Here is a 25,957-nt window from a genome sequence, read left to right as displayed (position 1 = left end):
CCCTAGGCTGGTCTTAGGGATAGAACAACCATGGGAGAAGCCCGCCGTCGCGCCAGCCAGGGCCTGCCGCCCCGTCAGCAGAAAACCAATCCCAAGGATGCCGAGCGCTTCATTGAGTGGTTGCCCCTGACCCGAAGCCAGGCCTCGCAGTTCGTTTCAATCACCACACGCGGCGCTTGGATCGGAATCGGAGCGTTGGTTGTGTTCTGGGTGGTGGTGCGATTTGTTGGTCCTGCAGCGGGCTGGTGGACCCTTGCAGACACACCCTGAAAGAGCCAAGAACCAGAGACTCGGCCAAATCAATAGAAAACCTTTAGAATTTCCCCAAGCGTCGGGAGATCGAAGTGTTTTTGCGTTTGTCAGAGCAATATCGAACTGTTGTTAAGGATCTGGTGATGAGCCTTCAGGCTCTCGCCAAGAGCCTTCAGAAGCTTGGCGTTACAGCAACCTGCTACGTCTGCGACGACGGTCGTGATGGATCTGGAGCCTCATTTGTCGCTGAGCTCGGCGATCAGCACATGGTGCGATTTCTCGTGTCCGACTTCGGCATCAGCTGGGTTGAGTCGCGCAACGGACGCGAATTGGTGAAGTTCGAAGGTGCTGAAGCGATCCAGGAACTTCAGCGCATTGCCGACAATCTCCAGGAGAGCCGCAGTCAACGCGGCTCTTCCTGCTCGATTCAAGCCTGAGCCAAGGGGGGCAGCGGTCAGGCAGCCCCTTTGGTCTTGACATCCGCCTGACCGTTAGAAGCCTTATCGGCAGGCTTGGTTGCAGCCGATCGGGCGGCGGCAGCAAGAGGCCGCATGGAGTTAGACGTCACCTCCGAGCCCTCGGTGAGCTTCTGACGAACCAACGTCTCGATTGTGTCTTTGGCCTCAGGGTTCTGCTCCAGCCAGCCAATGGTGTTGTCCCGGCCCTGGCCAATGTTGTCGCCTTCGTAGCTGTACCAGGCTCCTTTGCGGGTCACGACGCCTGTTTCTTCCGCCAAATCCAACAAGCATCCCAGCGTGCTGATGCCACGACCGAAAAGAATGTCGAATTCAGCGATTCGGAAGGGCGGAGCCACCTTGTTTTTGGCGACCTTCACCTTCGCCCGGATCCCGTACTCCTCGGTGCCGCGCTTCAGCGTCTGAATCCGGCGAATATCGAGGCGCACCGATGCATAGAACTTGAGGGCGTTACCACCGGTAGTTGTTTCCGGATTGCCATAGGTCACACCGATTTTCAGACGCAACTGGTTGAGGAAAATCACGGTGCAACCGGATTTTCCGATGTTGCCTGTGATCTTGCGCATGGCCTGACTCATCAGACGCGCCTGGGAGCCCACCGCCAGATCACCCATTTCTCCTTCGATCTCGGCTCGGGGCGTCAGCGCCGCGACCGAGTCCACCACAACGATGTCAACGGCAGCAGAGCGCACGAGCTGATCGACGATCTCCAGGGCCATTTCACCGGTGTCGGGCTGCGACACCAACAGATTCTCGATATCGACACCGAGCGAAGCGGCGTAAACGGGATCGAGGGCATGCTCGGCATCCACGAAGGCCGCCACACCTCCCCGCCGCTGCACCTCAGCGATGGCATGCAACGTCAGCGTGGTTTTACCGGAGCTTTCCGGCCCATACACCTCCACAACACGTCCTTTCGGATAACCACCCCCCAAGGCAAGGTCGAGAGTGAGTGCTCCGGTGGAGATGGTCTCCACCCGCATGCGGGAGGCGTCTCCAAGACGCATGATCGACCCCTTCCCGAAATTGCGCTCGATCTGCCCGAGCACGAGATTGAGCGCCTGATCACGCTCACCGGGGCGGACATCTCCACCGGAGGACTGGGAGGATTTCACTTCGACTGGCATGGCTTAAACAGTTAAGGAGCTAAAGGGCGTCGGCGGCAGCTGATCAGGACGGCGGCGGAACCGCCGCTGTCCCGGGAACAGACACCGGACAATGCATCCAGTGCCCCATCACGAACCATCCGTCACACGTAGTACAGATGTACGTTAACGAATCAGTTCCAGCTCGCCAAGGCCCCTGCGAAGCATTCCGGACTGAGTAGCGACACACCGTCGGGGAGGGTCGCGGGGTCATCCGGCTTCAGATATCCCCATGAGGCCAGCCAGCAAGGCAGGTCCTCGAGACCCTCTGTGCCGCGCACCGTTTCCAGGGTCGCCTTGCGGTCCTCGATGAATCCCATCAAATGCCAGTCCCGACTGAGACTGAGCAAGACCTCGGGCTTGGGTCCCGACTCCCGTCCATCCAATCGCGCGGGTGCCAGGCCCATCGAAGCCAGCAATTCTGCAGTGAAGGCTTTGCCTTTGGTGGTGAGCACCGCCCAGGCCACTCCTTCATCGTCCAAAGACGCGAGGCGTTCCGGCACCCCTGGATAGGGCCGATGCATCGCCAGCCAGCCAATCCGATCCGTCAGGACAGCCTCACGGCGGACATGCTCAAGCCGCTCCTGCAGGAGACTCGGGGTCCAGCCGAACCGGGAAAGGCCTTCGGAACAGAACGCGCTGTAATCACTGATCACCCCATCAAGATCACCCGTCATCAGCGACCGACTGGGTTCAGAGAACAGCGACGCGATCAGCACCATCTCCCAGCCATGGTGAATCCAGGGACGCAGAGCGCGAAACCCATCGGGAATGGCTTCTGGCAGTGCGGCCCCGGGGCAGAGGCTCAACGCGGCACGGCGAGCACTCCACCAGTACTCGTCCATACCATCGACGATCACACCGTCGAAGTCGAAGACAAGGAGTTCACAGGACAACACTGGAATCCTTAAAAAACTGGGCCGCTAGGATTCGAACCTAGGAATGGCGAGACCAAAACCCGCTGCCTTACCGCTTGGCGACGGCCCAATGTTCCGGCAGAACCCGCGATCCGCGGTCGTCCGGCGTCCAGATAGTTACGCACAGCAGCCAACACTTCGTCAATCCGTCCGTGTCAGGAGAGCCTTGTTCAAGGTGGGAAAACCCTGAGCCGACGCTGATCAGAAGGCCCGTACACATCACTGCGCAGCCTGTAGCGCGCCACCAGATCAGCCTGCATCTGCAGCACTACTTCACTGCGGGGCAGCAGCTCCACAGGCCGTCCCTCCGGCATCACAACCTGTTCGACAGCCAACCGACACTCCTCGAGGGCTGCAAGCGCATCAGCGCGCCCTGGTTCCGACCCGGACGTCAGCAACGGAGGTTGGTCGCAATCGCGTGAGCGGCGACTGAGCAGGCGCTCTAGAGCCCGCTCAACCTGAGGCAAAGAGTCGGACTTGATCACCAGAATGGGGACTCCGGCATCCCTTGCCTGACGACGAAGATCCGGCTGGCGACCAAGACCCTGACGCACGCTGAGCAGAACATCAGCGGCTGAGAGATCATTCACAGCCTGAACGGGCCAGCGATGACATCGGACGGCTTCTTCAAGGCGTTGACGGCTGAGTCCGCAGCAAAGAATCTGAAGCGTTTCCGGATCGCGGACCGCCTCCGCCTCCTCTTCTCTGAACTGGGAATCCCGCACCGGTGCAGCCACCGGATCCGGCATGGGAACAACGGCAAGAGCTGGTCGCTTTTGCGGAGCCCGCAAGGACTTCGGGACAACAGCGTCCACGAGCCGTACGCCCCCATCCTCTGTCAATTCGCGTTCCTGAGGCCTCGGGGTCTGCCCCCTCAAGAGCAAATCAACCGTTCGGGCCACATCGTCATGAACAGCCCAGCGATGACGGCTGTGCATCTCAATCGCGATCGGGAACGTCGGCTCAGCGGCCCGCTCCAGGACTGTCTTCTGGCTACGCCGCCGCCGAGCCTCCTCATCCCCGAGGGTGACCGATTCAATTCCGCCCACCAGATCACAGAGGGTTGGATTCTTGATGAGATTGGTGAGTGCGTTTCCGTGGGCCGTGGCCACCAGCATCACCCCCCTCTCGGCGATGGTGCGCGCAGCCTGCGCCTCAAGCTCGGTGCCGATTTCATCGATCACGATGACCTCGGGCATGTGATTCTCAACGGCTTCGATCATCACCTGGTGCTGCAGCTCAGGGCGCGCAACCTGCATGCGCCGCGCCCTGCCGATCGCCGGATGAGGAATGTCACCATCACCGGCGATTTCGTTGCTGGTGTCGATCACCACAACCCGTTTCCCCAGGTCATCCGCAAGCACCCTGGCGATCTCGCGCAAAGCTGTGGTCTTTCCCACACCCGGCCGCCCCATCAGCAGCAGAGATTGCTCACTGTCCAGCAGATCCCTCACCATGGCGACCGTGCCAAAAACAGCACGCCCCACCCTGCAGGTGAGCCCCACCACATCACCGCGTCGATTGCGAATGGCGCTGATGCGGTGAAGCGTGCGTTCGATGCCGGCCCGATTATCCGCACCGAATTGTCCAAGGCGGTTCACCATCTCCTCCAGGTCTTTGCGCTCGAGGCTGCGTTCGCCCAAGGCCAGGGAGCGTCCTGGATAACGGGCCTCGGGAAGCCTTCCGAGATCCAGCACCACTTCGAGCAACTGATCGCTGTGATCGTCCTGTTCCAAGACCTGACACACCGTTGCGGGCAAAAGCGACAAAAGTCGCTGCAGGTCATCGGTGATGCGCTCGGTGCTCATGTCCGTATCAACCCGCCAACCGTCAGGTCCCGATCGCCTTCTAGCAGGGAGAGGCCATGCAGTGAGGCCGGCTCAGAGCCTCTGCAACCAGGGTGCAACGAGAGAACGTGCCAGCGTCACAGCTTCCTCCCAACCCGTGGGCCAGTCCCGCAGCGAGGTCTGACGAGACTCCGCCTCGAGGAGCAGGGGCTGGAGGAGCGCCCGAGCCATCCCGCCAAACGCCACTCCTGAGGGTCGAGCTTCTGATGATGAATCCAGTGTTTGCAGAAGGCTGATCGTCACGTCATTGGTGCCTCCTGCCAGCTGCAGTGGTCCTGGAGGAGCGATCGTGCGCAGCTGCTGCCAGAGCCGCAGGGCGGCACGGGCCGTCCCAGCCCCTACATCCCCGCTCATCGGCCGGCCATCCAACTGCCAGAGGGGTCGCATCCCCTGTCGACGCAGGGCGCCATGACGATGCCAGAGCTCCCTAGCCAGAACAGCTGGGGTAACGCCATGGCCCTCCATCCCACAGCTGACAGCCAAGCGACGCAGGGGCACACGGGATGCGGCCACCGCAAGCAGCGTGCGTTCGAAAGCAGCGCTTCGCTCCGGTGCCGTGTGAATTTCCAGAGCATCCGGCTGCAGCTCCTGCAGCAATTGACTCAAACCCTCGAGTCCAACCTGGTGCTCCTCGGCGTGGATGAGCTGCTGGGGACAGGCAGGAAGACAGCGCCCACATCCATAACAGACGCTGGCTTCAACGCCTCTGTCCGCAGTGATGGCGCCGGCGGGGCAGACCCGTTCACAAGGCCTCGGGCAGTCGGGGGGGCACAGCGCTGGGTCAAAGACAGCCTTGCGAAAATGCACATCGGATCCATCACTAACGCTGACCATCAACCAGGGTGAGGATCCGGTGCGCTGGCGGGCCCAGTTCAAGCCGAGGCGAGCCGCATGAACCACCGCCGCATCGGCCGCGACATCCACGCAGTGCACTCCCGCAGCGGCATACACAGCACACAGGTCGCTGATCGAGGCCAGATCCTGATTGCTGGCACCACATATCAACTTGACCCAGCACCCCTGACGAAGCGCTTCATCGCCAGTGAGACCGGCACGCCGTGGCAGAGAAACGATCAGGCCCCGAGCAGCTGAGTCATTGGCTGCCAGCGCAAACTCCTTGCTCCTCCCATTTCCACAACAATCTTGAGTCGGGGCTCTCTTCGGCAGAGATCGCAGAGCGTAAGAAGTTCGGAGCGGGACAGAACCTGGCCTTCCAGCAACCAGAGCAAGACAGGCTTCTCACCAAGTAGAGCTTCCCCGAGCTGGGGCATCACTTCCTGAACCTCTCCAACGGCAGCACCGCGTCCGACGCTCTGGTGACCCAGATGGGGCGGGCGCACCCCGTGTTTCTGAAACAGGAACACCTCAGGATCGCCAAGTCCGCGAGCGGAACTCAAGTGGGTGCGATAGCCAGCCGCGCGCAGGCGCCGGAGCAGGCGCGTCTCAGCTCCTCCCTCGAGAGGGGCATGAACAGCCATGCATCCCACGGACTCCAGCTCACGGCGGAAACCCCGACCTGAAAGCAGCAGCGGCATGAGTCCATCTCAGATGGAAGGGAGTCTGGCAGCTGATCAGGGATGAACGAAAGCAGACACTCGCTGGTGTAGTGTTTTTGTTTGCTCTGAAGAACTGTGACCGTCCGCTAGCCGGGCCTCCAGTTCCAAGAGCAGATCCGGCGAGTGCGCCGGGTCCCAGGCCAGAGCAGCAAAACGATTCCGATTGTTCTGCTGCCGGGAAACTACCGATCCATCCGATCGGTCAAGTCCCAGCCAGCTGATTCGCTCGCTAGCTCCATTCCGAATCGTTCCGGCCCTCATGGTGCCTGTCGCTTCGGCCACGACTGCGTCACTTCGATCAGCCCCCACTTGGCCACCGTTCCTGCACCTTCGGATGCACGAGCGGGGTTGTCCACGCTGGCGTCACTACCTCCCATGTCCATCGGCATCCTTGGGAAGAAGCTGGGTATGTCCCAGCTCTTCGACGAGCAAGGCAAAGCCGTCCCGGTCACTCTGATCGAGGCGGGTCCTTGCCGGATCACCCAACTCAAAACAACAGAAACGGACGGCTACATCGCCGTTCAGATCGGCTTCGGGGACACCCGCGAAAAGCTGGTCAACAAACCAGCCAAGGGGCACCTCGCCAAATCCGGCGAAGGTGTACTCCGTCACCTCAGTGAGTACCGCGTTGACGACGTCAACGGCCTGGAACTCGGCGGTTCAGTCACCGTGGGTGACTTCGAAGCCGGCCAGAAGGTTGACGTCAGCGGCGACACGATGGGACGCGGCTTTGCCGGTTACCAGAAGCGTCATGGCTTCAGTCGCGGTCCGATGACGCACGGTTCCAAAAATCACCGTGAACCAGGCTCCACCGGCGCTGGTACAACGCCGGGTCGCATCTACCCCGGCAAGCGCATGGCTGGGCGTTACGGCGGCAAGAAGATCACCACGAGAGGGCTCACCATCCTCAGAGTGGACAGTGATCGCAATCTGTTGGTGGTGAAGGGCTCCGTTCCTGGCAAGCCCGGAGCGCTGCTCAACATCCGCCCCGCCAATCGCGTGGGTGCCAAGCCCGCCAAAGGAGGTAAGTGATGGCTAACTGTGTAGTCCGCGACTGGCAGGGCAAGGAAACCGGCAAGGCCTCCCTCGACCTGAAGGTCGCCAAAGAGACCACAGCCCTTGATCTGATGCACCGTGCGGTTCTGCGTCAGCAGGCCCACAGCCGTCAGGGCACCGCAAGCACCCTGACCCGGGCCGAAGTTCGCGGTGGCGGTCGCAAGCCTTACAAACAGAAAGGCACAGGCCGGGCCCGTCAGGGTTCGATCCGTACGCCTCTCCGTCCCGGTGGCGGCATCGTGTTCGGACCGAAGCCCCGCAGCTACAACCTCGCGATGAACCGCAAGGAGCGTCGCTTGGCACTGCGCACCGCGCTGATGGCACGCATCGACGACGTCACGGTGGTCAAGGATTTCGGAGCATCACTGGAAGCTCCGAAGACTCGGGAAATCACCGATGCCCTCGGACGCCTGGGCATCGAAGCCGATTCCAAAGTATTGATCGTGGTGGGGAACCCCTCGGACGTGCTGCGTCGTTCCGTCCGCAACCTCGAGAAGGTGAAGCTGATTGCAGCCAACCAACTCAACGTCTTCGACCTGCTCCATGCCAACGCGCTGGTGCTGGGGGAAGAGGCTCTCGCAACCATCCAGGAGGTTTACGGCGATGACTGAGCGCTTCACCGGACGCCTGGCGGATGTGATCCGCCGGCCGCTGATCACAGAAAAAGCCACCCGTGCGCTGGAACTCAACCAGTACACCTTCGAGGTGGATCACCGAGCTGCCAAACCAGACATCAAGGCTGCTGTTGAGCAACTCTTCGATGTCAAGGTCACCGGCATCAGCACCATGAACCCTCCTCGCCGCAGCCGTCGGGTCGGCCGTTTCGCCGGCAAGCGTGCGCAGGTGAAAAAGGCCGTGGTGCGCCTCGCCGAAGGCAACTCCATCCAACTCTTCCCTGAGTCCTGAGGGGTCTGAAACGTCATGGCAATTCGCACTTTCCGCCCCTACACCCCCGGAACCCGCACCCGGGTGGTCACAGACTTCAGTGAAGTCACCGGCCGCAAGCCGGAACGCTCGCTTGTGGTGTCCAAGCACCGCCGCAAGGGACGCAACAACCGCGGCGTGATCACCTGCCGCCATCGCGGCGGTGGCCACAAGCGGCAGTACCGCGTCGTTGATTTCCGACGCAACAAGCACGGTGTGCCCGCCAAAGTGGCGGCCATCCATTACGACCCACACCGCAATGCGCGGTTGGCACTGCTCTTCTACACCGATGGCGAGAAGCGCTACATCCTTGCCCCTGCTGGTGTCACGATCGGACAAACCGTGATTTCAGGGCCTGATGCCCCGATCGAGGACGGCAATGCCATGCCGCTCTCCTCCGTGCCGCTCGGTTCGAGTGTGCATTGCGTCGAGCTGTATGCCGGACGCGGAGGCCAGATGGTGCGCACGGCCGGTGCCAGCGCCCAGGTGATGGCAAAGGAAGGCGACTACGTCGCCCTCAAGCTGCCCTCCACTGAAGTGCGCCTGGTCCGTCGTGAGTGCTACGCCACCCTGGGCGAAGTCGGTAACTCCGAAATTCGCAACACCAGCCTCGGCAAGGCCGGTCGTCGCCGCTGGCTGGGACGTCGTCCCCAGGTGCGAGGCAGTGTGATGAACCCTTGCGACCACCCCCATGGTGGTGGTGAGGGTCGGGCACCCATCGGCCGCTCTGGTCCCGTAACGCCCTGGGGCAAACCTGCCCTTGGTCTGAAGACCCGCAAGCGCAACAAGCCGAGTAACAAGTTCGTCCTCCGGAAGCGTCGCAAGACGTCCAAGCGGAGCCGTGGCGGACGCGACTCCTGATGTTCATCACTGTTTTGCTGTTCGCTTAATCCGCCATGGGACGTTCACTTAAAAAAGGCCCTTTCATCGCTGACAGCCTTCTTCGCAAGGTTGAAAAGCAAAATGCCGCCGACGACAAGTCGGTGATCAAGACGTGGTCCAGGGCCTCCACGATTCTGCCGATGATGATCGGTCACACCATTGCCGTGCATAACGGCAAAACCCACGTGCCGGTCTTCGTGACCGAGCAGATGGTCGGTCACAAGCTGGGCGAATTCGCTCCGACCCGCACCTTCAAGGGCCACATCAAAGACAAGAAAGGAGGCCGCTGAGTCCATGACAACGTCATCCCCAACGGCAACCACCGCGCTAGCCCACGGCCGCTTCATCCGCGGCTCCGTGTCCAAGGTGCGGCGGGTGCTCGATCAGATCCGCGGACGCACTTACCGCGATGCGCTGATCATGCTCGAGTTCATGCCCTATCGCTCCACCGGCCCGATCACCAAGGTGCTGCGTTCCGCAGTGGCCAACGCCGAGCACAACCTCGGCCTTGACCCTTCCACCCTGGTGATCTCCCAGGCCAGCGCCGATATGGGCCCCTCCATGAAGCGCTATCGGCCCCGCGCCCAGGGTCGCGCCTACGCGATCAAAAAGCAGACCTGTCACATCAGCATTGCTGTGGCATCCCAGACCGACTCCTGACCCCCGAGCACACCGACTGATGGGACACAAAATCCATCCAACCGGCTTACGCCTGGGGATCACCCAGGAGCACCGGTCCCGCTGGTACGCCTCCAGCAAAAGTTATCCGACCCTCCTCCAAGAGGATGATCGGATCCGCAAGTTCATCCACAAGAAGTACGGCTCCGCCGGCATCAGTGATGTCCTGATCGCCCGCAAGGCCGATCAGCTCGAAGTGGAGCTCAAAACCGCACGTCCCGGCGTGTTGGTGGGTCGCCAAGGCAGCGGCATTGAGGATCTTCGCTCCGGCATCCAAAAAACTGTTGGTGATCCAAATCGTCAGGTTCGGATCAACGTGGTTGAAGTGGAACGGGTCGATGCCGACGCATTCCTGTTGGCCGAATACATCGCCCAACAACTGGAAAAGCGGGTGGCCTTCCGCCGCACAATCCGCATGGCCGTGCAGCGAGCCCAACGGGCTGGTGTTCTCGGCCTCAAGATCCAGGTGTCCGGTCGCCTCAACGGTGCCGAGATTGCCCGGACCGAGTGGACCCGCGAAGGGCGTGTTCCCCTTCACACCCTGCGCGCTGACATCGACTACGCCACCAAGGTGGCCAGCACGACCTACGGCGTGCTGGGCATCAAGGTTTGGGTGTTCAAGGGCGAAGTGCTGGGGGATGAAGCCCAGCAGCAACTGCCTGTGGGGGCAACCCCTCGGCGTCGGGCCGGCCGCAGGCCCCAACAGTTCGAAGACCGCTCCAACGAGGGGTGAACAGGAGGCCTGAACCATGCTGAGTCCAAAACGCGTCAAATTCCGCAAGCAGCAACGCGGCCGTATGCGCGGTGTCGCCACCCGTGGCAACACCATTGCTTTCGGCCAGTTCGCCCTGCAGGCACAAGAATGTGGCTGGATCACCTCGCGTCAGATCGAGGCCAGCCGTCGTGCCATGACCCGCTACGTCAAGCGTGGCGGCAAGATCTGGATCCGAATTTTCCCGGACAAGCCGGTCACCATGCGACCCGCCGAAACCCGCATGGGTTCCGGTAAGGGCAACCCGGAATTCTGGGTCGCTGTGATCAAACCCGGTCGGATTCTTTTCGAAATGGGTGGTGACGAAATCACCCCTGAAATCGCACGGGAAGCCATGCGCCTGGCGCAATACAAGCTCCCTGTGAAAACCAAGTTCATCAGCCTCGATGAACAGGAGCAGTCCACCGGTGCGAACGCTCCGGCCGCTGCTGCCGCCACCGTGGAGTCCTGACCATGGCACGTCCCAACGCTTCCGAACTGCGTCAGCTCTCCGACGCAGACATCACTGAACAGATCAACGGTCTTCGCCGTGAACTGTTCGATCTGCGCTTCCAGCAAGCCACCCGGCAGCTGGGCAACACCCACCGTTTTAAGCAGAGCCGCATCAAGCTGGCTCAGCTGCTGACGGTGCAGAAGGAGCGTCAAAGCTCCACCGCCTCCTGATCCCCCGCTTCATTCCCATGGCACTCAAGGAAAGGGTCGGCACCGTCGTCAGCGACAAGATGGACAAAACGGTGGTGGTGGCGGTGGAAAACCGCTTCCCACATCCCATCTATCAAAAGACGGTGAGCCGCACCACCCGCTACAAAGCTCACGACGAGAACAACAGTGTTCGCGTCGGAGACAGGGTTCGCATCACCGAAACACGTCCGCTCAGCCGCCACAAGCGCTGGGCCGTTGCCGAAGTGCTCAGCAACAGCCCCAAGGCTGAGGAGGGTCAAAAATGATCCAGCAGGAATCGTTCCTCACCGTCGCCGATAACAGTGGCGCCAAGCGCATCCAGTGCATTCGTGTGCTGGGCACGAACCGTCGCTACGCCCACGTTGGTGATGTCATTGTCGCCGCCGTGAAAGACGCCATGCCCAACATGGGCGTGAAAAAGTCTGATGTGGTCAAGGCTGTGGTGGTTCGCACCAAGGCGACCCTGCGTCGCGACACCGGAAATTCCATCCGGTTCGACGACAACGCCGCCGTGATCATCAACGACGACAAAAATCCCAAGGGCACCCGCGTCTTCGGTCCCGTTGCCCGTGAGCTCCGCGAGCGCAACTTCACCAAAATCGTGTCCCTCGCTCCGGAGGTGATCTGATCATGGCCGCTGCAACATCCCAATCCGCACCGACCCAGCGCATCAAAATGCGTCTGCGCAAAGGCGATACCGTTCAGGTCATTGCCGGCAAGGACAAGGGCAAGACCGGAGAAGTGCTGCGCACTCTGCCCAATGAAAACCGCGTGATCGTGGAAGGCGTGAACATGCGCACGCGCCACGTGAAGCCCACCCAGGAAGGTGAGAGCGGGCGGATCGTCACCGAAGAGGCATCACTGCATGCCTCCAACGTGATGCTCTACTCCACCACAAAAAAGGTGGCCAGCCGAGTCGAGCTGATCACCGAGAAAGACGGCAGCAAGAAGCGCCGTCTCAAGAAAACAGGCGAGGTGATCGACTGATCACCCCGACCCTCCTTCTGACCAAGCCCAGAAGTCCCATCCCCCAGCCATGTCACTGAAACAGCGCTATCGGGAGACCATTCAGCCCAAATTGCTGAAAGACCTGAGTCTCTCCAACATCCACGAAGTCCCCAAGGTGGTGAAAGTCACCGTCAACCGAGGACTTGGCGAAGCCGCCCAGAACGCGAAGTCCCTTGAGGCCTCCGTGAACGAGCTGGCTCAAATCACCGGCCAAAAAGTGGTGGTGACCCGCGCCAAGAAAGCCATCGCCGGTTTCAAAATCCGCCAAGGCATGCCGATCGGTTGTGCCGTCACCCTTCGTGGCGAACGCATGTATGCGTTCCTTGAGCGACTCATCAACCTGGCGCTCCCCCGAATCCGCGACTTCAGAGGCGTGAGCCCCAAGAGCTTCGACGGTCGGGGCAACTACACCCTGGGGGTGAGAGAGCAGATCATCTTCCCTGAAATCTCCTTCGACAAGATCGATGCCATCAGGGGCATGGACATCACCATCGTGACCACTGCCCGCACGGATGAAGAGGGCCGGGCCCTCCTCCGCGAGATGGGAATGCCATTCCGCAGCAACTGAGCCCTCCTCGGAAACCACCATGGCCAACCACGACCCTATTTCCGACATGCTCACCCGCATTCGTAATGCGAGTGAGAAACGTCACCAGAACACCAAAGTCCCCGCATCCCGAATGTCCCGCAGCATCGCCAAGGTGCTGCAGCAGGAGGGTTTCATCGCTGAGATCAGCGAAGAAGGCGAAGGAGTCCACGCCAATCTGGTGCTGGAACTGAAGTACAGCGGCAAGCATCGACTGCCCACGATCCGCTCCATGCAACGGGTGAGCAAGCCCGGTTTGCGCATCTACAAGAACACCCGCGGACTACCCAAAGTCCTCGGTGGACTGGGGGTGGCCATCATCTCCACCTCCAAGGGTGTGATGAGCGATCGCGACGCCCGCAAGCAGGGCGTCGGCGGTGAAGTGCTCTGCTACGTCTATTGATCCGGAGCCAGAACCATGTCACGTATCGGTAAAAACCCCATCCCCATTCCCGACAAGGTGAGTGTGAGTCTTGACGGACTCGCGGTCACCGTGAAAGGACCGAAAGGCGAACTGAAGCGCACGCTCCCCGACGGTGTAAGCGTGAATCAGGTGGACAACACCATTGTGGTGACCCCCACCAGCGAGAAGCGCCTCTCCAGAGAGCGTCACGGACTGTGCCGCACCCTGGTGGCCAACATGATTGAAGGCGTCAGCAACGGGTATTCCAAAAAACTGGAAATCGTGGGCGTTGGCTCCAGGGCTCAAGTCAAAGGCAAAACCCTTGTGGTGAGTGCCGGCTACAGCCACCCAGTGGAGATGCTGGCCCCTGAAGGCATCACCTTCGCGGTTGAAAACAACACCAACGTCACTGTCTCCGGCACCGACAAGGAGCTGGTGGGCAATGAGGCGGCCAAGATCCGCGCCATCCGTCCGCCTGAGCCCTACAAGGGCAAAGGCATCAAGTACGCGGGCGAGCGCATCCTGCGCAAGGCAGGCAAGTCAGGCAAGAAGTAATTCCCCGCCAGACACTCCTCCGCATAACCCACCATGTCGACCATCTCTCGCAAACAACAGACCCAGAAGCGCCACCGGCGCCTGCGTCGCCATCTCAGCGGCACCGCCGATCGTCCCCGGTTGGCTGTGTTTCGCTCCAACAGCCACATCTACGCCCAGGTCATCGACGATGCGGCCCAGAGCACGCTCTGCTCGGCATCGACGCTTGACAAGGACGTGCGCACGAGCCTCAAGGACACAGGGAGCACCTGCGATGCTTCCATCGTCGTTGGCGAGCTCGTCGCCAAACGCGCCCTGGCCAAGGGCATCCAACAGGTGGTCTTCGATCGTGGCGGCAACCTGTATCACGGCCGGGTGAAAGCCCTCGCCGACGCCGCCCGGGAAGCGGGCCTTCAGTTCTGATCCTGCTCTCAACATGACCGATTCCAACCCTCAGACCAACCCAAACGACATCCCATCGGCGGCTGATGTCCCGGCAGCCGCCGAAGGACAGCAGGAGCAGCGCCGCGGCGGCGGTGGACGCAGTGACCGCGGAGACCGTCGTGGTGGCCGTCGCGGTGACCGCCGCAACCAGGAGCGCGACTCCGAATGGCAGGAGCGCGTGGTTCAGATCCGCCGGGTCTCCAAGACCGTTAAAGGTGGTAAGAAAATGAGTTTCCGCGCCATCGTCGTCGTCGGAAACGAGCGTGGACAGGTGGGTGTCGGCGTCGGCAAGGCCGGTGATGTGATCGGGGCCGTCCGCAAGGGCGTTGCCGATGGCAAAAAGCACCTCGTGAAAGTGCCGCTCACTCGCCACAACTCAATTCCCACCCTCTCCAACGGGCGTGATGGAGCCGCCAGCGTGCTGATCCGCCCCGCCGCTCCCGGCACGGGTGTGATCGCCGGCGGCTCGATCCGCACGGTTCTTGAGCTCGCCGGCATCAAGAACGTGCTGGCCAAGCGCCTGGGCAGCAAGACTCCCCTTAACAACGCGCGAGCCGCCATGGTGGCTCTGGACAGTCTCCGCACCCACAAGGAGACCGCCAAGGAACGGGGGATCTCCCTCGAGCAGATCTACTCCTGATTCCCATGACTCTCCGACTCGAATCCCTCAAATCCAACAAAGGCGCCCGTCGCCGCAAACTGCGCAAAGGTCGCGGCATTGCCGCTGGCCAAGGCGCAAGCTGCGGCTTCGGCATGCGCGGTCAGAAGTCCCGCTCGGGCCGGCCAACGCGCCCTGGCTTCGAGGGCGGCCAGATGCCCCTGTACCGCCGAGTCCCGAAGCTGAAGCACTTTCCCCTAGTGAACCCCAAGCAGTTCACTGTGGTGAATGTGTCGGCCCTGAATGACCTCAAGGCAGGCAGCACAGTCAATCTCGACTCGTTGGTGAAGGACGGCATCGTCACAAGCCCCAAGCATCCCTTGAAAATTTTGGGGAATGGAGAACTGAAGGCCAAACTCACGGTTCAGGCTGCCGCCTTCACGGCATCAGCCCGCACCAAGATCGAAGCCGCCGGTGGAACCTGCGAACTTCCTGAGTGAGACCCTTCAAGGTCATGCCGCCCAGCTCTAAGGTCTGAGCCGTCCGCAGGATTTCGATCCACGGACGGCTTTCCTGCATCAAGCCCAAACCCACGCTCTCTGTTTCATGCTCGTCAGTCGGGGACGCAACCCCAGTGCCGCTGAAGTCATCACCCAACTGGTGCAGAATCCGGAGCTGCGCGGCCGGGTTCTCACCACTCTGGGTTTGCTGATGTTGGTGCGCCTCGGCATCTACATCCCCATGCCAGGGATCGACCGTGTGGCCTTCCAGCAGTTCATTCAACAGGGAGGGCAGTTGATTGGCTTCCTCGACATCTTCACAGGTGGAGGTATCTCCACGCTGGGAATCTTTGCCCTCGGAATTCTCCCTTTCATTAACGCTTCGATCATCCTGCAGCTGCTGACAGCGTCTCTGCCCCAACTCGAAGACCTGCAGAAAAATGAGGGAGAAGCCGGTCGACGCAAAATCGCCCAGATCACCCGCTACGTGGCGCTGGGCTGGGGACTAATTCAGAGCGTGATCTTCGCAGTGATTCTCCGTCCCTACGCGCTTGAAGGACTGTCAGACAGCGTCTTCATTACTCAGACAGCTCTGGCCTTGGTGACCGGGTCGATGATTGTGATGTGGATCAGCGAAGTGATCACCGAGCGTGGGATCGGCCAAGGAGCCTCCTTGGTGATCTTTCTCAACATCGTGGCCACCCTGCCTCAGGCTCTTGGCTCCACGATCGAAAAGGCCCAAACCGGCGACCGTAACGACGTGTTTGGAATCATCGTTCTCGTGCTGGTGTTTCTGGTCACGATCGTTGGAATCATCTTCGTTCAGGAAGGAGCCAGGCGGCTTCCGATCGTGAGTGCCAAGCGTCAGGTTGGAGGATCAGCCCTCTTGCCAAACCGTCAGAGCTATCTGCCTCTCAAGCTGAATGCAGGTGGCGTGATGCCGATCATTTTCGCTTCTGCGCTGATCTTTCTGCCGATCACAATCGCCAATTTCAGTCAAAACCCTCTGCTGATCACCGCAGCGAGCGCATTGAATCCGAGTGCATCCAACCCTTGGCCTTACGCACTGCTGTTTTTCTCGTTGATCCTGGGATTCTCCTACTTCTACGCCTCGCTCACCTTTAATCCGACTGAGGTCGCTACCAATCTCAAACGTGGTGGGGTCGCCATCCCAGGGGTCCGCCCCGGGAGCGCCACAGCCAGCTATCTCGAGGGTGTGAAAAATCGACTCACCCTGCTCGGCGGCTTATTCCTTGGGGCTGTGGCCATCATTCCCTCCGCCGTCGAGCGCGCCACCAGCGTCACCACATTCCAAGGACTGGGCGCAACATCACTGTTGATCCTGGTCGGCGTCGCCATCGACACCGCCAAACAGGTGCAGACCTACGTGATCTCCCAGCGCTACGAAGGAATGGTTCGCGAATAGCAAGAGCACTATCTCGTAACGCTTTAGGAACGAGTCAGGCACGAAATCGTGCCGTCCCATTGCCTTAACTCCTGCCCCATCCCATTGACACCATGAAGCAACGTCTGCTGTTCATCGGCCCACCAGGGGCCGGCAAGGGTACCCAGGCTTCACGCCTCTGCGACACCCACGGGCTTCGCCATCTCTCCACCGGCGACCTGCTGCGCTCGGAGGTGTCAGCAGGCAGCTCCCTTGGCAAGGAGGCGGAAGCGGTCATGAACCGCGGCGAACTCGTCAGCGACGACCTGGTTCTCGCCATCGTCCGTTCCCAGCTCACGGCGCTGAACGGTCAGGGCTGGCTGCTCGACGGCTTTCCTAGAAACGTTGCTCAAGCTGAGGCATTGGAGCCTCTGCTCGGAGAACTACAGCAAAGCATCGAAACAGTTGTCCTGCTGGAACTCGACGACGAGGTACTCGTCGAACGACTTCTAGGCCGGGGTCGAGCGGACGACAACGAGTCCGTGATCCGCAATCGTCTCGAGGTGTATCGGGAGCAGACCGCTCCTTTGATCGACTACTACCGAAGCAAGGGACTCTTGATCGCGGTTGATGCCCAGGGCAGCGTGGAAGCCATCACGACAAGACTTGAAGCAAGTCTGGCTTGACCCACTGTGGTAGGTTAGCTGTTTGGAATTTTGGAGAGCCACACCCAATGAAGGTGCGCGCCTCGGTCAAGAAAATGTGCGACAAGTGCCGGGTGATTCGTCGCCATGGCCGCGTCATGGTGATCTGCGAGAACCCTAAGCACAAGCAGCGTCAGGGCTGAACGCCCGTCGTCTGGAATTCTGATCGCCCATTCGCCGCCTAAGGCGGCAACTGTCCCCCTCGATTATTAGCTCAGTGGCACGGATTGCTGGTGTCGACATTCCCCGCGACAAGCGGATCGAAGTCGCCCTCACCTACATCTACGGAATCGGCCTTACCCGGGCCAAAACCATCCTCTCCAAGACCGGGGTCAATCCCGACATCCGCGTCAAGGATCTCGAGGATGGTGACGTGCAGAAACTGCGTGGTGCCACCGAAGCCTTCACGATCGAGGGTGATCTGCGCCGGCAGGAGGGCATGGCCCTCAAGCGTCTGCAGGACATCGGCTGTTTGCGTGGCCGCCGTCACCGCATGAGCCTGCCGGTTCGCGGCCAGCGGACCCGCACCAACGCCCGAACCCGTCGCGGCGCCCGTAAGACCGTGGCCGGTAAGAAGAAGTAAGCCTCCCGCGCTCGTTCGGATCGCTCCGTTCCTCCAGCTCCCATCACCCCCAGGCCCATGGCCAAGACCGTCAAGAAATCCGGCCCGAAGAAGGCCAAGCGCAACGTCCCCAACGGCGTCGCCCATATCCAGAGCACGTTCAATAACACGATCGTCTCGATTACCGACACCACCGGTGAGGTCATCTCCTGGTCGTCGGCTGGCGCCAGCGGTTTCAAGGGTGCCCGAAAAGGCACACCCTTCGCAGCGCAGACCGCAGCCGAAGCCGCGGCCCGTCGCGCACTCGATCAGGGGATGCGCCAGATCGAAGTTCTCGTTCGTGGCCCCGGCTCCGGGCGGGAAACCGCCATTCGTGCTCTTCAGGTCGCCGGCCTGGAGATCACCCTGATCAGGGACGTCACGCCGTTGCCCCACAACGGCTGCCGCCGTGCCAAGCGTCGCCGCGTCTGATCCACACGTTTCCGTTCAGGTCCCTCTCTCCCCCCGCCTCAGACCGTGTTGCAATACCAGATCGACCGTATCGAGCATCAGATCGCTGACGATCGCTCGCAAACCGGTGTGTTTCTCATCGGCCCCTTGGAGCGTGGTCAGGCCACGACCCTTGGCAACTCCCTGCGGCGTGTGCTGATGGGCAACCTCGAGGGCACAGCAGTCACTGCCGTGAGGATTGCCGGTGTCAATCACGAATACGCCACCATCCCAGGAGTTCGCGAGGATGTTCTCGACATTCTCCTGAACTGCAAGCAGATCACGGTGAACAGTCGCACGAGCGAGCTGGAAATCGGACGCTTGGTGGTCGCCGGACCTGCAACCGTGAAGGCCCGAGACCTGCAGTTCTCATCTCAGGTCCAGGTGGTGGACGGAGAGCGTGCCATCGCCACCGTTAGCGATGGTTACAGCCTCGAGCTCGAGGTGCATGTGGAGCGGGGCATCGGCTACAGGCCGGTGGATCGCCACAACGAAGACACCAGTGCCATCGACCTTCTGCAGATCGATGCCGTGTTCATGCCGGTGCATCGGGTGAACTTCACCATCGACGAGACGGCCGTTGCCGAAGGCGGATCCGCCCGAGAGCGTCTGCGCATGGAGGTGGTGACCGATGGATCCATCACCCCAGACGATGCCATTGCAGAGGCTGCCAATCAGCTGATCGAGCTGTTTCAGCCACTGGCCACTGTCACCATGGTCGAAGAGGTCAGCGCCGAACCCGAGCCCACGGCTGAGGCTCAGATTCCTCTCGAGGAACTTAACCTCTCGGTTCGTGCTTACAACTGCCTGAAGCGAGCTCAAGTGAATTCGGTTTCCGATCTCATGGGCTTCAGCTATGAGGATCTGCTGGAAATCAAGAACTTCGGATCCAAGTCTGCTGACGAAGTGATCGAGGCCCTCGAGCGCATCGGCATCCAGATCCCCCAAAGTCGCACCAGCGCCTGATCGTTTCTCACTCCATTCCCAGACCTCACCCGAACCATGCGTCACCAATGTCGAGTTCCTCAGCTGGGCCGCCCAGCTGACCAACGCAAAGCCATGTTGCGTGGCCTGACCACGCAGCTTATCCGCGAAGGCAGGGTTACGACAACCAAGGCTCGTGCCAAGGCCCTGAGGGATGAAGCCGAGCGGATGATCACCTTGGCAAAAGAGGGCAGCCTGGCGTCTCGCCGAAGGGTGCTCGGCTACGTGTACGACAAGCAGCTCGTGCATGCTCTCTTTGAAAAAGCCCCCGACCGCTACAGCGATCGCAAGGGCGGTTACACCCGGATCACCCGCACGGTCCGCCGCCGTGGCGACAATGCCGAGATGGCCATCATTGAGTTGGTCTGAACCCTTCGGATCAGAGCACGATTCACGACCCCCGACCCGGACCTGAAGCCGATCCCCCTCAGCGGATTGCTCTCAGCCTCCAATACGCGGGGTCGTTTTTTTGTGGCTGGCAGCGGCAACGTCAGGGCACAAGCGTGCAGGGCGTGCTTGAACAGGCCATCGCAGATCTCGACCCCCATCGTCCAGTCCATGCCGTCGCCGCTGGCCGCACTGACGCCGGCGTGCACGCGGCCGGACAGGTGGTGCATTTCGACAGCAGCGGCCCGATTCCTGCCAGTCGCTGGGCTCCAGCATTGAATGGCCGGCTACCCGCCAGCATCAGGGTCCGCGAGGCCGTGGAACGACCTCTCTCGTGGCATGCCTGCTACTCGGCCACCTACCGGCGCTATCGCTACACCCTCTACAACGGCCGCAGACCCAATCTCTTTCTCGCACCCTGGAGCTGGCATCGCTACAAAGCGCGTCTTGATGACCAAGCAATGGCTGAGGCCTTGGAGGGAATGCTCGGCAGTCATGACTTTGCAGCTTTCCAGCGCGCTGGAAGCCGCAGAGCTCACTCTCGAACCACCATTCAGGATGTCTCCGTTCAACGGCGTGGCGATCTGATTGACCTGGAGATTCAGGCCAGCGGGTTCCTCTATGGAATGGTGCGCCTGTTAATGGGGCAACTGGTCGCCGTTGGTGAACATCGACTGACCCCGGAACAGTTCGAGCGCCGCTGGCGGGAACGACGGCGCGAAGAGGTGAGAGACGGGGCCCCACCTCAGGGCCTGTGCCTGCTCAGAGCAGGCTACGAAGACACCATCTTCAGCAAAGGCGGCTGGTATGATTGCCAACCGACTTTTTGTCTGGCATCGGAAGATCCGCCTCCGGATCCTCCGGGCTGGCGATTCAGCACCTGAACCGCACCACACCCACCCACATTGAGAGGATGGGGTTACGGCGACAAGGTAGAGTCGATCTTTGAGCTCTGGTTGGAACGCCACGGCGTAACCAACGCTCCCTGCCCAGCTTCGTCGCTCGCGACGGGGCATATCAGAACCGGCATGCCGGCGCGATGAACAAGACCTCTGTCCCTTCCATCGATTCAATCGACCGCCAGTGGTATCTGGTGGACGCTGAGAATCAAACCCTCGGCCGACTGGCAACCGAGGTAGCTTCCGTGCTCCGCGGCAAGAACAAAGCCAGTTTCACCCCTCACCTCGACACCGGTGATTTCGTGGTCGTGGTGAACGCTGACAAGATCCGGGTGAGCGGCAACAAGCCTCAACAAAAGCTGTACCGCCGCCACTCCGGTCGTCCCGGAGGCATGAAGGTCGAAACCTTCGCGCACCTTCAGGAGCGCCTGCCCGAGCGGATCGTGGAGAAGGCCATCAAAGGCATGCTTCCCCACAACGCCCTGGGTCGGCAGATGTTCCGCAAATTGAAGGTGTACAAGGGTGCCGAGCATCCGCACGCCGCCCAGCAGCCCCAGCCCCTGCAGCTCGATCCCGCCGCTACTGCCCAATGAGCACCACGAATTCAGTCGTTTACTGGGGTACCGGCCGCCGCAAAACCTCTGTGGCCCGCGTGCGCCTCGTGCCAGGAGACGGCACCATCACCATCAACGGTCGCCCCGGCGATAATTACCTCAACTACAACCCCGCCTATCTGGCTGCGGTTCGCGCCCCACTGCAGACGTTGGGTCTCCTCACGGAGTACGACGTTCTGGTGAATGTGCGTGGAGGTGGTCTGACCGGTCAGGCTGATGCCATCAAGCAAGGCGCCGCTCGCGCCTTGTGTGAGCTTTCAGCTGACAACCGCAAGCCCCTGAAGACCGAAGGTCATCTCAGCCGAGATCCACGGGCCAAGGAACGTCGCAAGTACGGCCTCAAGAAAGCCCGTAAAGCTCCCCAATTCTCCAAGCGCTGATTTCTGTCATGCCCAAGCCCGAAATCCATCCCACCTGGTATCCCGATGCCAAGGTGATCTGCAACGGAGAAGTGGTGATGACCACCGGCTCCACGCAGCCTGAAATCCACGTTGATGTGTGGAGCGGCAACCACCCATTCTTCACAGGCACGCAAAAAATCCTCGATACCGAGGGGCGTGTGGATCGCTTCATGCGCAAATACGGAATGGGCGGAGTTGGCAAAGCTGCCGAAGACAAGAAAGCCGGCAATAAAGCCGACGACAAAGCTGAAGCCTGAGCACTGTCTTGCCATGGTCTTTCCCCCGAAGGCAGGGTTGCGTCTGCCTTCGGGGGTTTTTGTTGACCCACCATCGTTCGTTGCAGACCAGGCATCAACTCCGTGTCTGAGGGAATGGATCCATCGACCTTGATCAGTCGCCTTGAGGCGGCACGCAACAGTTTCCACAACCTGGAACGCCAACTGGCGGATCCAGACGTGGCCTCCGATCCCACGCGTCTGCAATCAATCGCTCGGGAACGATCCAGACTCGAACCCTTGGTGAACGATTACACCAGCCTGCAATCGGTGCAGGCCGAGCGGGAACAGGCCAGGGAGCTCCTACGCGATAGCCGTGGTGATCAGGAAATGGCCAACCTCGCGCAACTGGAGTTGGAGGAGCTGGACACGCGCCATGAGGCCCTGATTCAGCGGCTCACCCTGGCACTGCTGCCGAGAGATCACCGGGACGAACGCAGTGTGATGCTGGAGATCCGTGCCGGAGCCGGCGGCGATGAAGCCTGCCTCTGGGCTGGAGATCTGGCACGGATGTACGAACGCTTCAGCAGCCGGCGCGGCTGGACGGTTCAACCCGTGAGTGCCAGTGAAGCCGACCTTGGAGGCTTCAAGGAGCTGATCCTCTCGGTGAAAGGAGATTCGGTGTTCAGCGAACTGAAATTTGAAGCTGGAGTTCACAGGGTGCAGCGTGTCCCAGCCACAGAATCGCAGGGGCGCGTTCATACATCCACAGCCACCGTGGCCGTGATGCCAGAGGCCGACCCTGTTGAAGTCCAGATCGAACCCGCCGATTTGGAGATCAGCACTGCACGTTCCGGCGGAGCCGGGGGGCAAAACGTCAACAAAGTCGAAACCGCCGTGGATTTAATGCATCGCCCCAGCGGAATCCGAGTGTTTTGCACCCAGGAGCGATCTCAGCTCCAGAACCGGGAGCGGGCGATGGAGATTCTGCGGGCCAAGCTCTACGAACGCCAGCTGGCGGAAGCCAACGCCCGGGAAAGCTCAGCACGACGCGCGCAAGTGGGCACAGGCGATCGCAGTGAAAAGATCCGCACCTACAACGCCAAAGACAACAGGGTCACGGATCACCGCCTGGGCCGGAACTTCAGCCTTGATCCGGTGCTCCAGGGACAAATGGAGGATGTCATCGGTGCCTGTATCGCTGAGGAACAGCGCAGCAAACTCGAAGCGCTCAGTCGTCAGTCAGACGACTAAATCAGGCGCCGATCACATATTTGGCCCACTCACTGTGCCGACCAGAATCGATCTGACGGACGGCATCAAAACTGAGACTGCTCAGCGGTCTTCTTGGTATTTTCCGCAGAGGCATCACTGCTTCCTGGGGCGTGCGATTCCCTTTTCGAACATTGCAGCGCATGCAGGCTGTGGTCACGTTGTCCCAGCTGTCGCCGCCGCCACGACTGCGAGGCATCACGTGATCAATCGAGAGATTCTCCTTGGCGCCGCAGTACTGACAGGTGTGATTGTCTCTCTGAAACACATTGCGGCGGGTCAAGGGAACCTGACGGAACGGAACACGCACGAATTGCCTCAACCGGATCACGGTTGGAACATGCAAATCACTGCGTACAAGCCGGTCAGGATCATGCTCAAGGCTCTCAGCCTTGCCCTTGAGCATCATAACCAAGGCCCTACGCCAGGTGGTGATATTGAGGGGCTCGTAGGACGCATTGAGAACGAGAACCTGGCTCATGCAAGCTCCCAGATTAAAAGGCATGCTAACGGGGTCACAACGAACACTTTGTGACCCTCACTACCTCAAGTCCATGTCCGAGCTGTTCGTCGACAACCCACAATCTGCAGGGCTCGAGAACCAGAAAGGATCCGACCCTCGCCAACGGGCCTGGATGGAAGTCTCCGCTCAGGCGATAGAAAACAATGCGCGAGCACTGCGAGGGATTCTGAATCCTGGCTCTGCACTGATGGCGGTTGTCAAAGCCGACGGCTACGGACACGGCGCTGAAACGGTTGCCAGAGCAGCCATTTGTGGAGGAGCCACCAGCCTCGGCGTGGCCACGCTTCAAGAGGGAATTGAGCTGCGGCGAGCAGGGCTCGAACTGCCCGTGCTGGTGCTCGGCAATCTGATCCAGGCGGAGGAGCTGCGGGCTTGCTTGCACTGGCAATTGATGCCCACCTTGAGCAGCATGCGTGAAGCTCTGCTCTGCCAGAACCTCGCGAGTGGCAGCGGCAGACGCTTCTCCGTTCAGCTCAAGCTGGACACCGGCATGACGCGCCTCGGTTGCGATTGGCAGGACGGCGGCCGTCTCACCGAGGCCATCCAGCAACTTGACCAGCTGATGCTCCGTGGGGTTTACAGCCATCTAGCCCTGGCCGATGGAGGCCCCTCGGGTGAGGCTGAGCGCATCACCCGATTGCAGCAGGAACGCTTTGTCGCGGTCACACGCTCCCATCGCAGCGACAACCTTCAACTCCATCTCGCCAATTCAGCCGGAACGCTGCGCGACCGCTCTCTCCACCATGACCAGGTGCGTGTGGGCCTGGCTTTGTACGGCCATGCGCCCAGTGAACACCTGAACCAGAGCGTGTGTCTAGAACCTGCGATGGGGGTGAAGGCCCGGGTGAGTCTGATCCGCGACGTACCTGCGGGAGTGGGCGTGAGTTACGGCCACCGTTTCATCACCAGCCGTCCCAGCCGATTGGCCGTGGTGGGCATCGGCTATGCCGATGGCGTGAGCCGTTGTCTCTCGGGCCAGATCGAGGTGCTCCACGCCGGCCAACGCCTACCGCAGGTGGGTGCGATCACCATGGATCAACTGATGGTGGATGCCACCGACCACCCAACCCTGGATGTGGGCGATGTGGTGACCCTGCTTGGATCGGACGGTGACGCGGTGATTCCTCCCCAGGACTGGGCCGAGCTGTCCGATTCGATCCCATGGGAAGTGCTCTGCAGCTTCAAGCATCGACTGCCCCGAGTGGTGGTCTGAAGGGACGACCCCTTGATAGGGTGGGCGGGCTGCTGGAGAGGTGGCTGAGTGGTTGAAAGCGGCTCCCTGCTAAGGAGTTACAGGAGGCAACTTCTGTCGAGGGTTCGAATCCCTCCCTCTCCGTTGAATTAAACGTGATCAATCGCTGGTTGCGAAGAGCGCCAGATTGTTAGCGACGGCGGGAAGCAGAGCTTCGTCTTTTGCCAGCTCGGCACCTTCGCTGAACACCACCAGCAGGCTTGGTGGTTCATTGTTCAAACACCACCAGGCGGCATCGTGGCGCGCCTGGCTCATCCAACCGGCCTTGCTCCAAAGCGTGCTGCCTGCAGGCAACCCTTCTCCGAGAAATCCATCGACCTGATTCTCAGGATCTGCCGCTCTCGCCTCCTGATTCAGGGAGCGGAGCAGGCGAGTCCTCAGGCGCTGACAAGCAGGTGGAGACAGCACACCGTCCGTCATCACCGCCTCCAGCATGCGTCCCACCGCTGCAGTGCATAAAGCATTGCGATTGGCGTTGGTCTCGCCGTAGAAAGCCTTTTCGCGGCCATAAGGCCCCTCTCCCCAAGTTTTCTGGCAACAATTCACTCGGTCCAGTTCGGGCCATCCCAAATCCCAGAGCCACCGATTCACGGCCAGCCGCTGTTGCTGCCACTGCTCCCATGCCGGAGAACGCAAGGCGGGCCCGCTGGTGGTGCCGGTCAGAAGATCCACAACCAACCCAGTGGCATCGTTGCTGGAGTCAGCCAGCATGTCGAGCAAAGCGCGGCGGAATTCCTCACTGTCAAGAAGAAAATCTCTCTCAAGCCAGTGCTCTGCTGCCACTGCATAAATCAGCTTCACCACGCTGGCGGGATAAATGAGTTTCTGATCCGCCCAAGACGCCCCGCAGCCACTGCCCGTTACTGGTGATGACTGGTCGTAACGCACCCAGGTCACAGCGATCCGATCATGCAGTCCGGGGCGGCCATCGGCGGCGAGTCGATCGATCAGAGCAGCCAGATGCTCCTGCATCGTCGGCTCGGGACGGTAGAACGCCATAGCACGGGCTTTC

40 protein-coding genes and 2 tRNA genes are annotated in these 25,957 nt (G+C 60.7%); 34 read left to right on the top strand and 8 right to left on the bottom strand.

Translation table 11 applies throughout. The features are described from left to right. Window positions 1-30 precede the first annotated feature (30 nt). Both SynMEDNS5_RS02160 and SynMEDNS5_RS02155 read left to right on the top strand, forming a co-directional pair. Window positions 31-270, top strand: coding sequence for a DUF2839 domain-containing protein (locus SynMEDNS5_RS02160; RefSeq protein WP_186584094.1), 240 nt, complete (start codon window positions 31-33; stop codon window positions 268-270). 74 nt (window positions 271-344) lie between these two features. Next, window positions 345-689: a DUF1815 family protein gene (locus tag SynMEDNS5_RS02155; protein ID WP_186584093.1), complete on the top strand. Its 345-nt coding sequence runs from the start codon at window positions 345-347 to the stop codon at window positions 687-689. A gap of 17 nt (window positions 690-706) precedes the next feature. Here the strand turns inward: SynMEDNS5_RS02155 and recA are convergent, their stop codons facing one another. From recA to SynMEDNS5_RS02125, 6 genes are all read right to left on the bottom strand, one after another. Then, window positions 707-1,855 carry a recombinase RecA gene (gene recA / locus SynMEDNS5_RS02150; protein WP_186584092.1) on the bottom strand — a complete coding sequence of 383 codons (1,149 nt, stop codon included), beginning with the start codon at window positions 1,853-1,855 and terminating at the stop codon, window positions 707-709. 152 nt (window positions 1,856-2,007) lie between these two features. Further along, window positions 2,008-2,718 (bottom strand): HAD family hydrolase, encoded by a 711-nt coding sequence (locus tag SynMEDNS5_RS02145; RefSeq protein ID WP_370593584.1) that lies wholly within the window; start codon window positions 2,716-2,718, stop codon window positions 2,008-2,010. Window positions 2,719-2,788: 70 nt separating this feature from the next. After that, window positions 2,789-2,860 (bottom strand) — tRNA-Gln (locus tag SynMEDNS5_RS02140). Between the two features lie 100 nt (window positions 2,861-2,960). Beyond that, window positions 2,961-4,598: an AAA family ATPase gene (locus SynMEDNS5_RS02135; protein ID WP_186584091.1), complete on the bottom strand. Its 1,638-nt coding sequence runs from the start codon at window positions 4,596-4,598 to the stop codon at window positions 2,961-2,963. Between the two features lie 72 nt (window positions 4,599-4,670). Continuing rightward, window positions 4,671-5,642 carry an LdpA C-terminal domain-containing domain gene (locus SynMEDNS5_RS02130; protein WP_255440246.1) on the bottom strand — a complete coding sequence of 324 codons (972 nt, stop codon included), beginning with the start codon at window positions 5,640-5,642 and terminating at the stop codon, window positions 4,671-4,673. A gap of 68 nt (window positions 5,643-5,710) precedes the next feature. Continuing rightward, the gene (locus tag SynMEDNS5_RS02125) at window positions 5,711-6,172 is read right to left on the bottom strand and encodes an NAD(P)H-quinone oxidoreductase subunit N (protein ID WP_186584090.1); all 462 of its coding nucleotides are present in this window, start codon (window positions 6,170-6,172) and stop codon (window positions 5,711-5,713) included. A gap of 396 nt (window positions 6,173-6,568) precedes the next feature. Here SynMEDNS5_RS02125 and rplC point away from each other — a divergent pair, with 396 nt between their 5' ends. The 30 genes from rplC to prfA all read left to right on the top strand — a co-directional run bounded on the left by rplC (window position 6,569) and on the right by prfA (window position 23,152). Next, a complete protein-coding gene (rplC, locus tag SynMEDNS5_RS02120; protein ID WP_186584089.1) occupies window positions 6,569-7,225 on the top strand; it encodes a 50S ribosomal protein L3 in 657 nt (218 codons plus the stop codon). Continuing rightward, window positions 7,225-7,860, top strand: a complete 636-nt coding sequence (gene rplD, locus SynMEDNS5_RS02115; RefSeq protein WP_186584088.1) for a 50S ribosomal protein L4 — start codon at window positions 7,225-7,227, stop codon at window positions 7,858-7,860. The genes rplC and rplD overlap by 1 nt, the downstream gene beginning before the upstream one ends. Continuing rightward, on the top strand, window positions 7,853-8,155 hold the full coding sequence (locus tag SynMEDNS5_RS02110; protein ID WP_131454714.1) for a 50S ribosomal protein L23: 303 nt from the start codon (window positions 7,853-7,855) through the stop codon (window positions 8,153-8,155). Before rplD ends, SynMEDNS5_RS02110 begins: the two co-directional genes overlap by 8 nt. A gap of 15 nt (window positions 8,156-8,170) precedes the next feature. Then, window positions 8,171-9,034, top strand: coding sequence for a 50S ribosomal protein L2 (rplB, locus tag SynMEDNS5_RS02105; RefSeq protein ID WP_186584087.1), 864 nt, complete (start codon window positions 8,171-8,173; stop codon window positions 9,032-9,034). 35 nt (window positions 9,035-9,069) lie between these two features. After that, window positions 9,070-9,345 (top strand): 30S ribosomal protein S19, encoded by a 276-nt coding sequence (rpsS, locus tag SynMEDNS5_RS02100; protein ID WP_006042208.1) that lies wholly within the window; start codon window positions 9,070-9,072, stop codon window positions 9,343-9,345. 4 nt (window positions 9,346-9,349) lie between these two features. Continuing rightward, a complete protein-coding gene (gene rplV, locus SynMEDNS5_RS02095; protein WP_186584086.1) occupies window positions 9,350-9,715 on the top strand; it encodes a 50S ribosomal protein L22 in 366 nt (121 codons plus the stop codon). A 19-nt stretch (window positions 9,716-9,734) separates the two neighbouring features. Further along, window positions 9,735-10,466, top strand: coding sequence for a 30S ribosomal protein S3 (gene rpsC, locus SynMEDNS5_RS02090; protein WP_006042210.1), 732 nt, complete (start codon window positions 9,735-9,737; stop codon window positions 10,464-10,466). Between the two features lie 16 nt (window positions 10,467-10,482). Continuing rightward, window positions 10,483-10,956, top strand: coding sequence for a 50S ribosomal protein L16 (gene rplP / locus SynMEDNS5_RS02085; protein WP_186584085.1), 474 nt, complete (start codon window positions 10,483-10,485; stop codon window positions 10,954-10,956). Window positions 10,957-10,958: 2 nt separating this feature from the next. Then, window positions 10,959-11,168: a 50S ribosomal protein L29 gene (gene rpmC, locus SynMEDNS5_RS02080; RefSeq protein ID WP_011932342.1), complete on the top strand. Its 210-nt coding sequence runs from the start codon at window positions 10,959-10,961 to the stop codon at window positions 11,166-11,168. Window positions 11,169-11,185: 17 nt separating this feature from the next. Beyond that, the gene (rpsQ, locus tag SynMEDNS5_RS02075) at window positions 11,186-11,452 is read left to right on the top strand and encodes a 30S ribosomal protein S17 (protein ID WP_186584084.1); all 267 of its coding nucleotides are present in this window, start codon (window positions 11,186-11,188) and stop codon (window positions 11,450-11,452) included. Continuing rightward, entirely contained in the window at window positions 11,449-11,814 is a 366-nt protein-coding gene (gene rplN / locus SynMEDNS5_RS02070; protein WP_006042214.1) for a 50S ribosomal protein L14, read from the top strand. The genes rpsQ and rplN overlap by 4 nt, the downstream gene beginning before the upstream one ends. A 2-nt stretch (window positions 11,815-11,816) precedes the next feature. Further along, the gene (gene rplX, locus SynMEDNS5_RS02065) at window positions 11,817-12,173 is read left to right on the top strand and encodes a 50S ribosomal protein L24 (protein WP_186584083.1); all 357 of its coding nucleotides are present in this window, start codon (window positions 11,817-11,819) and stop codon (window positions 12,171-12,173) included. Between the two features lie 49 nt (window positions 12,174-12,222). Further along, window positions 12,223-12,762 carry a 50S ribosomal protein L5 gene (gene rplE / locus SynMEDNS5_RS02060; RefSeq protein WP_006042216.1) on the top strand — a complete coding sequence of 180 codons (540 nt, stop codon included), beginning with the start codon at window positions 12,223-12,225 and terminating at the stop codon, window positions 12,760-12,762. Window positions 12,763-12,781: 19 nt separating this feature from the next. Beyond that, complete coding sequence (rpsH, locus tag SynMEDNS5_RS02055; RefSeq protein WP_186584082.1) at window positions 12,782-13,183, top strand: 30S ribosomal protein S8; 402 nt, start codon at window positions 12,782-12,784, stop codon at window positions 13,181-13,183. A gap of 15 nt (window positions 13,184-13,198) precedes the next feature. Next, on the top strand, window positions 13,199-13,738 hold the full coding sequence (gene rplF / locus SynMEDNS5_RS02050; RefSeq protein WP_186584081.1) for a 50S ribosomal protein L6: 540 nt from the start codon (window positions 13,199-13,201) through the stop codon (window positions 13,736-13,738). 33 nt (window positions 13,739-13,771) lie between these two features. Further along, window positions 13,772-14,140: a 50S ribosomal protein L18 gene (rplR, locus tag SynMEDNS5_RS02045; protein ID WP_186584080.1), complete on the top strand. Its 369-nt coding sequence runs from the start codon at window positions 13,772-13,774 to the stop codon at window positions 14,138-14,140. Between the two features lie 13 nt (window positions 14,141-14,153). Further along, the gene (rpsE, locus tag SynMEDNS5_RS02040; RefSeq protein WP_186584079.1) at window positions 14,154-14,801 is read left to right on the top strand and encodes a 30S ribosomal protein S5; all 648 of its coding nucleotides are present in this window, start codon (window positions 14,154-14,156) and stop codon (window positions 14,799-14,801) included. Between the two features lie 5 nt (window positions 14,802-14,806). Next, window positions 14,807-15,259 (top strand): 50S ribosomal protein L15, encoded by a 453-nt coding sequence (gene rplO, locus SynMEDNS5_RS02035; protein ID WP_186584078.1) that lies wholly within the window; start codon window positions 14,807-14,809, stop codon window positions 15,257-15,259. A 106-nt stretch (window positions 15,260-15,365) separates the two neighbouring features. After that, window positions 15,366-16,685, top strand: a complete 1,320-nt coding sequence (gene secY / locus SynMEDNS5_RS02030; protein ID WP_186584077.1) for a preprotein translocase subunit SecY — start codon at window positions 15,366-15,368, stop codon at window positions 16,683-16,685. Between the two features lie 92 nt (window positions 16,686-16,777). Continuing rightward, a complete protein-coding gene (locus tag SynMEDNS5_RS02025; RefSeq protein ID WP_186584076.1) occupies window positions 16,778-17,329 on the top strand; it encodes an adenylate kinase in 552 nt (183 codons plus the stop codon). Between the two features lie 47 nt (window positions 17,330-17,376). After that, complete coding sequence (gene rpmJ, locus SynMEDNS5_RS02020; protein ID WP_006042225.1) at window positions 17,377-17,490, top strand: 50S ribosomal protein L36; 114 nt, start codon at window positions 17,377-17,379, stop codon at window positions 17,488-17,490. A 74-nt stretch (window positions 17,491-17,564) separates the two neighbouring features. Further along, complete coding sequence (gene rpsM / locus SynMEDNS5_RS02015) at window positions 17,565-17,930, top strand: 30S ribosomal protein S13 (protein ID WP_006042226.1); 366 nt, start codon at window positions 17,565-17,567, stop codon at window positions 17,928-17,930. 57 nt (window positions 17,931-17,987) lie between these two features. Then, window positions 17,988-18,380: a 30S ribosomal protein S11 gene (gene rpsK / locus SynMEDNS5_RS02010; RefSeq protein WP_186584075.1), complete on the top strand. Its 393-nt coding sequence runs from the start codon at window positions 17,988-17,990 to the stop codon at window positions 18,378-18,380. 45 nt (window positions 18,381-18,425) lie between these two features. Further along, a complete protein-coding gene (locus SynMEDNS5_RS02005) occupies window positions 18,426-19,364 on the top strand; it encodes a DNA-directed RNA polymerase subunit alpha (protein WP_186584074.1) in 939 nt (312 codons plus the stop codon). A 36-nt stretch (window positions 19,365-19,400) separates the two neighbouring features. Next, window positions 19,401-19,751, top strand: coding sequence for a 50S ribosomal protein L17 (gene rplQ / locus SynMEDNS5_RS02000; protein ID WP_006042229.1), 351 nt, complete (start codon window positions 19,401-19,403; stop codon window positions 19,749-19,751). A gap of 20 nt (window positions 19,752-19,771) precedes the next feature. Beyond that, window positions 19,772-20,653, top strand: a complete 882-nt coding sequence (gene truA / locus SynMEDNS5_RS01995; protein WP_186585785.1) for a tRNA pseudouridine(38-40) synthase TruA — start codon at window positions 19,772-19,774, stop codon at window positions 20,651-20,653. 155 nt (window positions 20,654-20,808) lie between these two features. Continuing rightward, window positions 20,809-21,261: a 50S ribosomal protein L13 gene (gene rplM / locus SynMEDNS5_RS01990; protein WP_186584073.1), complete on the top strand. Its 453-nt coding sequence runs from the start codon at window positions 20,809-20,811 to the stop codon at window positions 21,259-21,261. Further along, the gene (gene rpsI, locus SynMEDNS5_RS01985) at window positions 21,258-21,662 is read left to right on the top strand and encodes a 30S ribosomal protein S9 (protein ID WP_186584072.1); all 405 of its coding nucleotides are present in this window, start codon (window positions 21,258-21,260) and stop codon (window positions 21,660-21,662) included. The genes rplM and rpsI overlap by 4 nt, the downstream gene beginning before the upstream one ends. A gap of 8 nt (window positions 21,663-21,670) precedes the next feature. Further along, the gene (gene rpmE, locus SynMEDNS5_RS01980) at window positions 21,671-21,940 is read left to right on the top strand and encodes a 50S ribosomal protein L31 (protein WP_186584071.1); all 270 of its coding nucleotides are present in this window, start codon (window positions 21,671-21,673) and stop codon (window positions 21,938-21,940) included. Window positions 21,941-22,054: 114 nt separating this feature from the next. Next, on the top strand, window positions 22,055-23,152 hold the full coding sequence (prfA, locus tag SynMEDNS5_RS01975) for a peptide chain release factor 1 (protein ID WP_186584070.1): 1,098 nt from the start codon (window positions 22,055-22,057) through the stop codon (window positions 23,150-23,152). A 1-nt stretch (window position 23,153) separates the two neighbouring features. Here the strand turns inward: prfA and SynMEDNS5_RS01970 are convergent, their stop codons facing one another. Further along, window positions 23,154-23,651, bottom strand: coding sequence for an HNH endonuclease (locus SynMEDNS5_RS01970; protein WP_186584069.1), 498 nt, complete (start codon window positions 23,649-23,651; stop codon window positions 23,154-23,156). Window positions 23,652-23,724: 73 nt separating this feature from the next. Between SynMEDNS5_RS01970 and alr the strand changes: the two genes are divergently transcribed. Beyond that, window positions 23,725-24,906: an alanine racemase gene (gene alr / locus SynMEDNS5_RS01965; RefSeq protein WP_186584068.1), complete on the top strand. Its 1,182-nt coding sequence runs from the start codon at window positions 23,725-23,727 to the stop codon at window positions 24,904-24,906. Between the two features lie 34 nt (window positions 24,907-24,940). Then, window positions 24,941-25,029 (top strand) — tRNA-Ser (locus tag SynMEDNS5_RS01960). 15 nt (window positions 25,030-25,044) lie between these two features. Here SynMEDNS5_RS01960 and SynMEDNS5_RS01955 read toward each other — a convergent pair. Continuing rightward, window positions 25,045-25,944, bottom strand: coding sequence for a serine hydrolase (locus SynMEDNS5_RS01955; RefSeq protein WP_186584067.1), 900 nt, complete (start codon window positions 25,942-25,944; stop codon window positions 25,045-25,047). Window positions 25,945-25,957: the final 13 nt, after the last annotated feature.

It is taken from the genome of Synechococcus sp. MEDNS5, from assembly GCF_014279875.1.
Classification (GTDB): Bacteria; Cyanobacteriota; Cyanobacteriia; order PCC-6307; family Cyanobiaceae; genus Synechococcus_C.
Note: the sequence above shows the minus strand (reverse complement) of the source record. Positions and strands in the feature narration are given on the sequence as shown.